General features: G+C 49.7%; 10 protein-coding genes. 2 read left to right on the forward strand and 8 right to left on the reverse strand.

Annotated elements, in window-relative coordinates; all coding sequences use genetic code 11:
• Positions 1-28: 28 nt before the first annotated feature.
• The 4 genes from H3M12_RS02175 to H3M12_RS02190 all read right to left on the reverse strand — a co-directional run bounded on the left by H3M12_RS02175 (position 29) and on the right by H3M12_RS02190 (position 3543).
• A complete protein-coding gene (locus H3M12_RS02175; protein WP_129032637.1) occupies positions 29-631 on the reverse strand; it encodes a hypothetical protein in 603 nt (200 codons plus the stop codon).
• A 156-nt stretch (positions 632-787) separates the two neighbouring features.
• Complete coding sequence (locus H3M12_RS02180) at positions 788-1972, reverse strand: acetate/propionate family kinase (protein ID WP_182150866.1); 1185 nt, start codon at positions 1970-1972, stop codon at positions 788-790.
• Between the two features lie 230 nt (positions 1973-2202).
• Positions 2203-3045 carry an aggregation-promoting factor gene (gene apf, locus H3M12_RS02185; RefSeq protein ID WP_182150867.1) on the reverse strand — a complete coding sequence of 281 codons (843 nt, stop codon included), beginning with the start codon at positions 3043-3045 and terminating at the stop codon, positions 2203-2205.
• Between the two features lie 237 nt (positions 3046-3282).
• Positions 3283-3543, reverse strand: a complete 261-nt coding sequence (locus H3M12_RS02190) for a hypothetical protein (RefSeq protein WP_129032634.1) — start codon at positions 3541-3543, stop codon at positions 3283-3285.
• 256 nt (positions 3544-3799) lie between these two features.
• Between H3M12_RS02190 and H3M12_RS02195 the strand changes: the two genes are divergently transcribed.
• Positions 3800-4798 carry an IS30 family transposase gene (locus H3M12_RS02195; RefSeq protein WP_182150575.1) on the forward strand — a complete coding sequence of 333 codons (999 nt, stop codon included), beginning with the start codon at positions 3800-3802 and terminating at the stop codon, positions 4796-4798.
• A gap of 79 nt (positions 4799-4877) precedes the next feature.
• Here H3M12_RS02195 and apf (H3M12_RS02200) read toward each other — a convergent pair whose 3' ends face one another.
• Positions 4878-5543 (reverse strand): aggregation-promoting factor, encoded by a 666-nt coding sequence (gene apf / locus H3M12_RS02200; protein WP_129032633.1) that lies wholly within the window; start codon positions 5541-5543, stop codon positions 4878-4880.
• A gap of 496 nt (positions 5544-6039) precedes the next feature.
• Positions 6040-8655, reverse strand: coding sequence for a bifunctional acetaldehyde-CoA/alcohol dehydrogenase (gene adhE, locus H3M12_RS02205; protein ID WP_182150868.1), 2616 nt, complete (start codon positions 8653-8655; stop codon positions 6040-6042).
• A gap of 345 nt (positions 8656-9000) precedes the next feature.
• Here adhE and H3M12_RS02210 point away from each other — a divergent pair, with 345 nt between their 5' ends.
• Positions 9001-10638: a glycerophosphoryl diester phosphodiesterase membrane domain-containing protein gene (locus H3M12_RS02210; RefSeq protein WP_129032631.1), complete on the forward strand. Its 1638-nt coding sequence runs from the start codon at positions 9001-9003 to the stop codon at positions 10636-10638.
• 141 nt (positions 10639-10779) lie between these two features.
• On the opposite strand, the gene H3M12_RS02215 is transcribed toward H3M12_RS02210, so the two are convergent.
• Both H3M12_RS02215 and H3M12_RS02220 read right to left on the reverse strand, forming a co-directional pair.
• Complete coding sequence (locus tag H3M12_RS02215) at positions 10780-11418, reverse strand: nitroreductase family protein (RefSeq protein WP_129032630.1); 639 nt, start codon at positions 11416-11418, stop codon at positions 10780-10782.
• A gap of 197 nt (positions 11419-11615) precedes the next feature.
• On the reverse strand, positions 11616-12143 hold the full coding sequence (locus H3M12_RS02220) for a DUF1836 domain-containing protein (protein WP_129032629.1): 528 nt from the start codon (positions 12141-12143) through the stop codon (positions 11616-11618).
• Positions 12144-12231 lie beyond the last annotated feature (88 nt).

Raw genomic sequence — 12231 nt, forward strand, 5'->3', positions numbered from 1 at the left:
CGTTTCATTTAATCTTCACTATTTAAACTTACTGGATGACCACGTCGTAATGGTTCCCAGTGATTGCGGCTCCCCGGTCATGGACCACGCCCATGCCCAGTGGCGTCATAATCTTCGTGCCAAATGGCACACTCGATGGTGCGGCAACGACCCGGTAGCCGTTGGAATCCAGGCCATCAGAACTAATCTTAGTCCCGTCAGCGGTCACGCTACCGGAGTAGTAAGTCCACTTGTTACCGTTCAGGTAAACGACCCCTTGAGTTTCAAATTCACTTTCGGTAATCGTTGCCCCGGAAGCTTTGCTACTGCTGCTACTAGAACTCGTGGTACTGGTACTGCTCGTGCTGCTGTTACTACTACTGGTATTAGAACTCGTATTAGTCTTCTTGCTTGTCGTGTTGTTTCCAGTCTGATTAGTCATCGACCGGTTATGATGGTGCGCAGCTGGTGCGCCTAAGCGAACCTGCCGTTGATATGGGTTCGTCTGATAAGCTGGCGCCGCGTGCTTGGCGTGATTGGGCGTGGCGTTTGGGGCGACTGTGTCCGCGTTGGCGGTCACGTTGGTGAGTCCAAGTCCGGCCACCACCGTTGCCAAGCCTACTGTTGTCAGTAACGTTTTGCGAATTGTCATCAAAAAACGACCTCCTTATTGATTGACTTCAGCTTACCGCCGAAACGTCACAGCCGAGTTAACACTAAGTTACTGCTCGGTTAAGGAAAATCGCTTTAAATTTCATTTTGTTATATTAGTTACTGTAATGAAATATTCTGTCACTGAACCTTAAAGCTAGGTTAAACGAACCACGTCGCGAACGATCATCAGTTCCTCATTGGTCGGGACCACCAGGACCTTGACCGCCGCGTCATCTGGGCTGACCACGCGTTCTTTCCCGCGGAAATCGTTCTTCGCGGGATCAATGGCGATGCCTAGATAGCCTAGCTGGTCGGCGATTGCTTGGCGCATAGCGATGCCGTTTTCCCCGGAACCCGCCGTAAAGACCAGGGCGTCCAGTCCCCCCAGTTCAGCCACGTAACTCCCCACGAATCGTACGACCCGGTTGACGAACATATCGAGGGCCAACTTCGATTGAGGCCGGTCCGCCTGCGTTTTTTCCAAATCCCGTTGGTCCGGCGATAATTGCGACACACCTAGTAGACCCGATTTGTGATTCAAAATATCAATCATCTTGGGCATGGTGATGTCGAGTTTCTGGGCTAGATAAGCCACTAATGATGGGTCGATCTCACCGGAACGCGTGCCCATCATCACACCATCTAACGGGGTGAACCCCATCGAAGTATCCAGTGCGTGCCCGTGGTCAAAAGCGGTCACCGATGACCCGGATCCCAGGTGTAACGTGATCAGTTTAAGGTCGGCTAACGGCCGGTCTAAAATTTCTGCCGCACGACTAGACACGTAGCGATGGCTAGTCCCGTGAGCCCCGTACTTCCGGGCGCCAAAATTCTCGTAGTACTCGTAGGGGATCCCATACAGGTAGTTGACCGCAGGCATCTCCGTGTACAAGGACGTATCGAAGACAGCGACCTGCTTGGCCTCCGGCAGTAATTGCTCGAAGACTTCAATATAGTAAGCTTGCACCGGGTTGTGGAGCGGCGCGTAGTCCTTCAATGCCTTAATCTGTTTCAAGACCAAGGGTGTGATTACCGCTGAATCCTTGAAAAGTTCTCCCCCAGCCACGATACGGTGGCCGACCCCAGTAATTTCACTCAAATGGCTCAAGATACCATAGGTTTTCAACCGCGTCAGAACCATTGCCGCCGCAAGTTTATTGGTAATGTTGTCTTGCGTTTCTGTGTACTTCTTACCGTTGGCGAGTTTTACCTTGAACACAGAACCAGGCAAATTCAACCGATCCACTAATCCCGATGCAATCACCGTTTCCTCTGGCATGGCAAATAATTTCCATTTCAACGTCGAACTACCAGCGTTTATCGCTAATACTTTGGTCATCGTGCGACCCCTCCCAATTTGGTATGGCTTACTTCCCAGTGTAAAGAAAAATGTATCCGCTTTCAAGACTGAGTTCAGGGTTGCGGCATAATTCTTAGGCTTTTCACCGGTTCAATGCGTTCATTCGCCAACCTATCTACAAGTCATCGCCCATAAAAAAAGACCCGAGCACCAGGCTCGGGTCTTAATGATTAATCAATCAAAGTTAATTGATGAGGTTGGCGTTCTTTTTAGTACCAACCGTTAGCTTGCCAGAAAGACTTAGCTGCAGACCAAGATCCGTAACGGGAAGAAACGTATTCATCAGCAGTCTTTTCCTGGTTAGAAGAGGAGTAGTCCCCGTTCAGGTAAGAAGAGCTTAATTGGTACTTCCCAACGTATTGGCCGTTCTTAGCGGAGTAAGAACCACCAGATTCCTTGTTGGCAATCCAAGCCTTCGCACTGGCTTCTGAACTAGAAGTCGAGCTAGAGCTAGAGCTGGTGTTGGAACTCGTCGTTGACGTTGAGCCCGTGTTCGCACTGGACTGGTTAGCCGTTGACGTGGACTTGTAGCTGGTGTTACCAGTGTTGTAGCCCGAATTGCTACTCTTGTAGCTAGTGTTCGTCGTGTAGCCCGTGTTATTGCTCTTGTAGGTCGTGTTATTGTTGCTAGTCTTGGCCGTGTTGCTCTTGTAACCCGTGTTGCTAGTCGTAGCCTTCTTTTGACTACTATAGTTGTAAGTCTTGGCTGGCTGGGTCGTCTTGTGGCTCGTTGTTTTAGCTTGCGTGGTGTTTTGAGATTGCGTCGTGGTCGTTGGCGTCGTCGTGCTTGCGGTCGTAGCCGTAGTCGTTGACGTCGAACTTGGAATCGATAAGGATTCACCCACGTAGATTAAATTAACGTTTTTAAGATTGTTGGCTTTTTCAATAGCTGAAACACTTGATTTATATTGGTTGGCGATCTTAGCGACCGTGTCTCCTGACTTAACCGTTACCCGGACATCGGCGTTAGCGGAAGTCGTGCTAGCGAAGACCCCTGCACCTAATGCAGCAGCGATACCGAGGGTAGAAACTAAGGCTTTCTTGATAGTCATAAATGAAATGTCCTCCTTGTGGTTGTCGTGATTACTTAACGATTCCTATCATAACGGCTGGAGGTTACACAGCAGTTGAAGTTAAGTTACACCCTAATTAAGAAAATCGGAGAAATGTGACAATCCGCAATCTTATTAATGCCATCGAAACATTTCTGGCATAACTTAGCTTAGTTGCTAATCAATTATTGATTAACTCTTCTTAGGGATAGCCTTTTTAGGCGGTATTGCTGCCGTTCAAGTCAGAAAAATAAAGGATAAGGTCATGATAATGAAGCCTACAGCCCAGAAATCGTGCGCCACACTGTGGTAAGGAGCCCACCGCAAGACCCAATCGCTGGCCAGAATAATGATTACCATAAAGATCGTATCGAGCCAACGCGGCCACCGTTGCAGTAAGACGCCTAAGCCCCAAATTACCAACCACGTCAAGCCACCATAAATTCCAGCCCCGATTTTAACCCACGTTCGCAGGGTCATTTCGCTTCGTTGTCGCACGTTATGCCCTCCTATCGGCAGTCTAACGACACCGTTTCTACCATTAAGTATCGTTTTCACCACTACTTCCCCTCAAATATACCATTCTCCCGCTCGATGATAAATCGCTTTCAAGATTAGAACGATGTCGTGACTGATTATTACGCCGACGAATTTACAATTGAAGTGCAACAAGTAAGAAAATAAAAATAGACTCCTAGCCTGAGTCCTGTAGAATGAAGTCACCATAACAATCATCTAAAGGAGTTCTTAGGCTATGAGTCCATATACACATCTTACCTTAAAAGACCGCGAATGCATACTGTTAGGTGTAACTTTACACCATACTTACCAGGTTATTGCCAATCAAATCGGTTGTTCCAAAGCCACTGTGTCACGAGAAATTAAACGCAACGGCGGTCGGGGCGCCTATTCCGCCGTAAAAGCCCAGCAGAACTATCAACAGCGCCGATTAAAGAGTCGCCGCCTCAGGGTACTGGAGAATTTAAAGCTACGCGACTTTGTCCTTCACTGCATTCTTCAACGACAATGGTCACCCGAGCAAATCGCCGGTCGTTTATCTTTAGAGACCAGTAATTGGCATATCAGCTACAACACGATTTATCGCGGAATTGAACGAAATAATTTAGGCGTTAAACGTAAAAGTCATGGGGCTCGAGGATTCGCTCGAAAGTTACGACATCGTGGGAAAACTCGTAAGGTTAAAGGAACTGTCAACGAACGACGTGGCCGTTTTAATAATGTCCCATCAGTCCATGAACGACCAGTCTCATGTGAGAATCGGACTCGTTTTGGCCATTGGGAAGGCGATACCGTTCGCGGCAAGGTCGGGCGTTCGGGTTTAGTGTCACTGGTCGACCGTAAGTCACGATACCTTCTGTCTGAGCGTGTACCCAAAGTGAATGCCAAGAATGTGACCCAAGCGATGATCGACCTCCTGCATACAGTCACACCTAAACGCGTTCGTACGCTTACACCAGACCGAGGTACAGAGTTTGCGGGTTATCGTGAAGTCGGTAAAGAGCTTGGTATCTCAGTCTATTTTCCAGACCCGCACGCACCACAACAACGTGGGACCAACGAAAATACCAATGGTCTCATCCGAGAGTATTTTCCCAAAGGAACTGACCTTGATGAACTGACCGATCAAGATATCGCGAAGTTTGTCAGGAATTTAAATAATCGCCCCCGTAAGGTCTTAGGCTGGAAGACACCATCTGAAGTTTTCTTCGGTAAAAAGTTACACTTGATTTGACAATTCGTCCCAACAAAAAAGCCGTCCGGACCTGCATCCGAACGACTTACTTGAGTTTAAACGAGTTGTTTTTTAAATATTAGTACCAACCGTTAGCTTGCCAGAAGGCTTGGGCTTTGCTCCAAGAACCGTACCGTGAAGAAACGTATTGGTTAGCGACCTTTTCCTGGTTAGCAGCGGAGTAGTCACCGTTTAAGTAAGAGGCGCTTAATTGGTACTTCCCGATGTATTGACCATTGGTTGCGGAGTATGAACCACCAGATTCCTTGTTGGCAATCCAGGCCTTAGCACTGGCATCAGAGCTAGACGTGGTCGTGGTTGCGGCAGAAGTCGTCGTTGCCTGACTAGTCGTAGCTTGGCTTTGCGTGTTGGCCGTGTAAGTCGACGTGCGTTGCGCATTGTTACTATTGTAAGTCTTTGCGCTTTGCGTGTTGGCTTGCGTCGTAGTGGTCGTTGCTGGGGCCGTGTAAGTTTGGTGAGCCACACTCGCACTGGACGTAGTCGTCGTGCTGGTTGGAATCACCAGAGATTGGCCCACGTAGATCAACGCGCTGTTTTGTAAGCTGTTCGCTGATTCAATGGACTTAACAGATGAGTTGTAGCTGTTGGCTAAGGACCAAACAGAATCCCCCTGTTTGACCGTCACCCGCGTGTCAGCATTAGCAGTGTCGTTTGTAGCGAGGAGCCCGGCGCTCATCACTGCAACTGTCCCTAATGTCATAACTAAAGCTTTCTTAATCCTCATAAAAATAAACATCCTCCTTTGATTGCTTAACGGGTCTTAGAATAACTGATAGGTGTTACACGTAAATTGACGTTTGATTACGACCAGGTTAAGAAATCCCTAAGGCTATGACAACCTGTCATCTTTGTAACGCCGCTGTCATATAAAGCGTTTTATTTTCCCCTTTTTTAGCCTATTTAGTGCGATTTGGGGTAAAATACGCCCCACTGTGTCGTCAATTTTTTTGTAAAAATTGTCATTTTAGATGAAAAAACAATGAAAAAAGGCCCATTTTCGCCATAGATTACGGGGCCCTAACTTTTTTATCGGGACGAACCGCCCCGTAGTTACGCCTTTTCACCGTTTTTTCTTGGTTATTCATCCTGATGACAGCATCGCTTGCAATTTTAAGTTTCTTCCTATATAAAATATAGGTTCCTAGATGGCTCACAAAAAAAGCACCGACTCAACGTCAGTGCTTTTCTTGGTTTGATAAGGTTTTAGAACCATCTGGGAATTACTTTTCGACCCCCTGACCGTCATATTCGTCGACCATGATTTGCTTCAGGTCGGCAATTAACGGTTCCTTCGGGTTGGCCATGGTGCATTGATCTTCGAAGGCCAATTCCGATAAGTGATCCACGGCTTGGTCAAAGTGGGCTTTGTCGACACCATTGGCTTTTAAGCTCAACGTTACGTTGACAGAGTGCGCCAGTTCGATGATCTTGTGGACCAAGGCTTCCTTCAATTCTTCGTTGGTCTTTCCTGGCAGGCCTAAGAAGCGCGCAATTTCAGCGTAGTCTTCATCAGCCCGGAAGTATTCGTACTTCGGCCACATCGACAACTTGGTTGGTTCTTTGAAGTTGTACCGGATAACGTGCGGCAAGGTGATGGCGATGGCTAACCCGTGGGTCAGACCGAATTCTCCCCCAAGTTTGTGGGCGACCGAGTGGGTAATCCCTAAGAAGGCGTTGGCAAAGGCCATCCCTGCTAAGGTCGACGCATTGTGCATCTCGGCGCGAGCGTGCACGTCGCCGTTATAGGAAGCGGTCAAGTTGTTCATGACCAGCTTGATGGCTTGCAAGGACCATGGCCGGGTGTAATCCGACGCCATGTTGGAGACGTACGATTCGATGGCGTGGGTTAAGACGTCCAACCCGGAGTACGCCACGGTCTTCTTCGGCACTGTTTCGATAAATTGTGAATCCACGATGGCCACGTCTGGCGTCAATGCGTAGTCGGCCAGTGGGTACTTCACGTGGGTCTTGGAATCCGTGATGACGGAGAACGGCGTCACTTCGGAACCCGTCCCCGACGTGGTTGGAATCGCCACGAATTGGGCCTTGCTTGGCTTCTTGAACTGGTAAGTCCGCTTCCGAATGTCCATGAATTTCTGCTTCGCCCCGAAGAAGCTAGCTGCTGGATCTTCATAGAAGAGCCACATGTTCTTGGCAGCATCGATTGGCGACCCCCCGCCTAACGCGATGATGGTATCCGGCTTGAAGGTCCGCATCTGGGCCACGCCCCGGTTGACCGTGTCCGTGGTCGGGTCGGGTTCCACGTCGGAGAACAGCGAGTATTCAATGCCGTCTGGCCGGCGCTTCAATTCGTTTAAGACCGTGTCCACGTAACCCAGTTGAACCATCGATGGGGACGTGACCAGGAAGACGCGCTTGATGCCCGGCATATCGTCGAGATAACGCACAGACGTCTTTTCAAAGTAAACCCGAGGTAATTTAATCCATTGCATGTTATTTCGCCGCTTTGCAATTGTTTTGATGTTCAAGAGGTCAAAGGAAGACACGTTGTGGGAAACGGAGTTCTTGCCCCACGAGCCAGTCCCTAAGGTCAAGGAAGGAATCATTTCGTTGTACAGGTTCCCAATACCCCCGACTGCAGATGGCGTGTTGACTAACACCCGACTGGCCTTCATCTGAATGCCAAAGTCGGTGGCCAAATCATCGTCTTGCGTGTGGATAGCGGCGGTGTGCCCTAAGCCCCCGAAGTGTAAGAGCGCGTCGGCCTTCTTAAAGGCATCGGCGTGGCTAGTGGCCTTGTAGATCGACAGGACCGGTGATAGCTTCTCGGCTGACAAAGGTTCCTTGGGACCAATGCCCGTGACTTCAGCGGCTAAGACCTTGGTGTCGCTCGGAATCTTGATGCCGGCTAAGTCAGCAATCTGTTGCGCGGACATGCCGGCGATGGGGCCCTTGATGCCGCCTTCTGGTCGGAACATCGCGGTGGCTAACGCAGCGTGTTCACTCTTCTTAATGAAGTAAACGCCGCGAGCCTGCATTTCCTTTTTGACGTCGGTGTAAATCTCGGTGTCGATGATGGCACTGTTTTCTGAGGCGCAGACCATCCCGTTATCGAAGGTCTTGGATAACACGATGTCGTAAACGGCCCGTTTGATATTGGCCGTTTTTTCAATATACGCTGGACCGTTGCCGGGACCGACCCCTAAGGCTGGCTTCCCGGTGGAGTAAGCGGCCTTGACCATGCCAGGGCCCCCGGTAGCCAGGACACTCGCCACTTTCGGGTGGTTCATCAGCGCCGTGGTGGCATCCAAACTGGGCTTATCAATCCACTGAATAACGCCTTCGGGTGCACCGGCCGCAACCGCGGCGTCCCGGACCACCTTCGCCGCCATCACGGACGATTTTTGCGCCTGCGGGTGGAAGGCAAAGATGATGGGGTTCCGCGTCTTCACGGCGATCAAAGATTTAAACAGCGCCGTCGACGTTGGGTTAGTCACCGGGGTAACTCCGGCAATGATGCCCAAAGGTTCGGCCACGGTAATCAGTTGCCGTTCACGGTCGTCCTTAATGATGCCGACCGTCTTATCGTTTTTGATAGAGTGCCAAATCTCTTCGGTCGCAAACATGTTTTTAACGGCCTTATCTTCAACGTTCCCCCGGCCAGTTTCCGCATAAGCGGCCTTGGCCAGTTCCATGTGGTGGTCTAGTCCGGCAATTGCCATTTGATGCACAATGTGGTCAACTTTCTCCTGAGTAAAATCGTCCATCGCGCATAATGCACTATGTGCTTTGGTGACTAGCCGGTCGATCATTTGGTCGACGGTTTCAGTATCCGTGCTGGTTTTGGTGGTTTTAACTTTGATATCTTTTAACATCTCTATGCCTCCATCTTGGTTGAAAACATCTTGTTATCTTATTCACGAGTCCTATCTTATCATTCTTTTTTCAAACGTCAACTGCTTTGTGCTCAAAATATCACAATTTTCACTGAAGCCGGCGAAATCCCAAGTTCATGGGATTCAATAACCACGTCATTGGAAGCGGATACAAAAGCAGTGCTAGATCTGCCAAATTATTTTTCCGTTTGAGCGGTGTGAATTGAATCACATTATTGATAATTTTCAAGTTTTCCAAACCAGCCTACTTCCGACTGAAAGCGTCGCTAGACCACCCGTTTGGGTAAATTGTGGTACATTAAGACTATTAAGGGGGTAAGAACTATGGGTCAAGCCTGGACGTTTTGGCGGCGGAGCACCCGCCACTTTCGACACCACTGGGGAAGTTACGTCTCCCTGGTGTTTCTCACTAATGTTGCGATCAGCTACTGTGCCATCCCCATTTTCGGGTGGTTAACGGCCGCGTTGCTTCGTTGGCAGCAAGTCCCCTACGTGTCGTATACCAACCTCGGCAATATCGTACTCGACCATCCAGTAGCGGTCATCGGGCTACTGGCCATCTTACTGGCTATCATGCTGCTGGTCTATTGGCAGTTTGCCTTTTTACTGTTGGGGATTCGTAATATCCGCCGCGGTCGGCCCCGCACCACGGGCCAGTTACTACGGGCTACGGTCACCAGCTTGAAGGGGGCCTCCCCGAGCACTTTTTTGTTCTTCATGGGGTATTTCATCGTGATTCTCCCCTTTGGCAGTATCCTTTTTTCCACCCCACTGCTAAACAAAGCCAAGCTTCCGGCTTTCATCACCAGCTACTTATTAGATAACCCTCTGTGGGCAATCGTTTTGGTCTTCTTTTATGCCGGTGCCATCTACCTAGGGATTCGCTTGATTGCGGTCTTGCCCTTAATGATGTTGGACCACTACCACAGTCACGCCGCCATCCGCGAAAGTTGGCGCATTACCCACCACGACTTTTGGCACTACCTTAGTCGGATCTTGTTAGCCTTGGTCATGGTCAGCTTGAGTAGTCATGCCGACCACGAGCCGACACCCACGATGTTATTGAACTTCCACGAACCAGCGCACACTAAACTTCGCACTCGTTTATTCCTACTGGCTGGACTAGTCGTGATTGCCGCATCACTAGTGACTTTCAACCTGGTCTATTTGAACGGTCTGGCTACCAGCCGCCCCATCACCATTTCTCACCGGGGCGTCGATAACGGCAACGGCGTCCAAAACACGATTCCGGCGTTGATCAAAACCAGCCGTGAACACCCCGACTACGTCGAAATGGACATTCAAGAAACCAAGGACCACCAATTCGTGGTGCTACACGACACTAACTTGAAACAACTCGCGGGACTCAATAAAAAGGTGGGCCGCTTGACCCTCAACCAGTTAACTAAAATCACGGTGACCGAAAACGGCTATCAGGCTAAGGTCCCCAGCTTTGCCGCCTACCTCAAGGCCGCTAACGCCCACCACCAAAAATTATTAGTCGAGATCAAGACCAACTCAGCCACCACGCCCGACGTTGCCCAGCGCTTTTTACGCCAATTTGGTAACGACCTTTTGGCCCACCACGACCAGGTCCACACCCTCAGCTACCGCATCATGACTGCGCTCCGTCACGACCAACCGAAGCTCTTCGTCAGTTACGTGTTGCCCTATAATTTGACGTTCCCGTATACCGATGCGAGTGGTTATACCGTCGAAGCCACGACCCTCAACGACAACTTCGTCGAACAAGCTGCCCAGCATCACCAACGGGTTTACGCCTGGGATATCGACCGGGTGACCCAGCTCGACCAGATGATGTTCTTAGGCGTCAACGGCATCATCACCGACAATCTGCATACGATGCAGGCCGAAATCAAGCGAAATTCGGATAATCCGAGCTACGCCAATTTGTTACTGGCGTTCATGAACGAACTTGACTTGGAAACCCAAACGCAGTAGTTTCGAGTCCCATCGCAACCACTGGCATGGTCGTCTTACGACCTCATTTATCCTATCAAAGATTTCAGTAGAAACTAAAAACGGTGTCCTCACGTCGCAACGTAAGTTCACCGTTTTTTGCTTTCTTCAATTTTGGTTAGGTTAAGCGAAATCCGTCAATTCATCGACATTGTAGCGAATCGACTTGATTGGTGTCTCGTCGGGTTCCCCGATGGCAATGGCCATGACCGGGACGTAACGGTCTTTATCGAGGCCAAAGGTCGAAACGACTTTGTCCGCTGCGTAACCCGCTAACGGATTCGCCCCATAACCGTGTGCCCGAGCCGCCAGTAACAATTGCATGGCTACCATGCTGGCGTCGATCATGCTGTCCTTGACCAAGAAGTCACGGTCCGCATGTTCATAGAGCGGGAGGAAGGTCTGGAAAATCTCGTCACGTTTCTCCGGCGTGATCCGGCCTTCGTCACACATCTTGTTCCAAACTGCCCGATACTTTTCGTGAGACTGGGTGTCACCTAAGACGAAGATAATGGCCGAGCAGGTATCGGTTTGCGGGTAATTGAATGGCATAACCAGGTCGTGGGCCTTTTGCTTGCCCGCCTTATCGTTGCAGACCACGAAGTGCCAAGATTGCAGGTTGCAAGCCGATGGTGCCGTGGTGGCTTCCTTCAGCATCGTCATGATTTCGTCCCGGGAGATTTCCACGTCCGGCTTGAATTTCCGGACAGATTGGCGCTTCAACATTAAATCGGTATAACTAACTTCTTTAGTTGCATCCATTACAAACAGCTCCTTTACTCAGCCGATGAGGACAGCCTCACCTGGTCTCTAGTCACACCTTTACCTTATCACGAAACCGGTTACATTTAAACGGCCGTTATCGTTATTCCCCGTTTCCTAGCGAGCCACTTCCTGCAACTTTTTCTCGCCAAATTAAAACGGTTCCCGTCATCTGGAAACCGTTTCGTACGTCACATTTATTTGGTTTTTTCCACCTTACGAATCGGCCGTTTGATCATGGTCAATAACTTCGCAGATTGTAGCCGGGAGACCACCGCATCTACGGCGACCTGCATCAGCTTTTCGTTTAAGTTCTTGGCCGCCGGTTGGACTTGGTCTTCACCTAAGTGGTGGAGCCGGTCTTCCAACTGGCCGATAAAGTTATCATAGGCTTGCTTAGGGTAGTCGCCCGCCGTAATCTGGTCGATGCCCGAACGAACCGTGTCCGTTTGGAACATTGGTTTGAGCAGACTAATCATTAAAATATCCGTCAGCTGCATGGTCTGGTACTTCTTCTTCACTGGTGCCAAGATGACCTTATGTTTCACGTAATTGTTAATCATGGCCGGCGTCACCGTATCCACGCCTAACGGCCCCAGCACCTCGTTGACCAGCGCTGTGACTTGGTCCATGTACAGGTCGAATTTGGGGAGGTCATCCCATCGGGGAAGTTGCACCCCGTGCATCTGCGTTTCCCACCGGGTATATTGATTAAAATCTGCCATCGTCGTTCCCTGCCCTTCTGGATTTTGTCTTAATTATAACATATAACCTAGTCATGATGACTAGATAAAGCTTAGCCCCGCTATTTTT

The sequence above is a fragment of the Levilactobacillus suantsaii genome (assembly GCF_014069315.1).
Lineage (GTDB): Bacteria > Bacillota > Bacilli > Lactobacillales > Lactobacillaceae > Levilactobacillus > Levilactobacillus suantsaii.

Coding starts and splice junctions, on each gene's coding strand:
- H3M12_RS02175 (WP_129032637.1), bottom strand. CDS start 631: ATGACAATTCGCAAAACGTTACTGACAACAGTAGGCTTGGCAACGGTG.
- H3M12_RS02180 (WP_182150866.1), bottom strand. CDS start 1,972: ATGACCAAAGTATTAGCGATAAACGCTGGTAGTTCGACGTTGAAATGG.
- apf (WP_182150867.1), bottom strand. CDS start 3,045: ATGACTATCAAGAAAGCCTTAGTTTCTACCCTCGGTATCGCTGCTGCA.
- H3M12_RS02195 (WP_182150575.1), top strand. CDS start 3,800: ATGAGTCCATATACACATCTTACCTTAAAAGACCGCGAATGCATACTG.
- apf (WP_129032633.1), bottom strand. CDS start 5,543: ATGAGGATTAAGAAAGCTTTAGTTATGACATTAGGGACAGTTGCAGTG.
- adhE (WP_182150868.1), bottom strand. CDS start 8,655: ATGTTAAAAGATATCAAAGTTAAAACCACCAAAACCAGCACGGATACT.
- H3M12_RS02210 (WP_129032631.1), top strand. CDS start 9,001: ATGGGTCAAGCCTGGACGTTTTGGCGGCGGAGCACCCGCCACTTTCGA.
- H3M12_RS02215 (WP_129032630.1), bottom strand. CDS start 11,418: ATGGATGCAACTAAAGAAGTTAGTTATACCGATTTAATGTTGAAGCGC.
- H3M12_RS02220 (WP_129032629.1), bottom strand. CDS start 12,143: ATGGCAGATTTTAATCAATATACCCGGTGGGAAACGCAGATGCACGGG.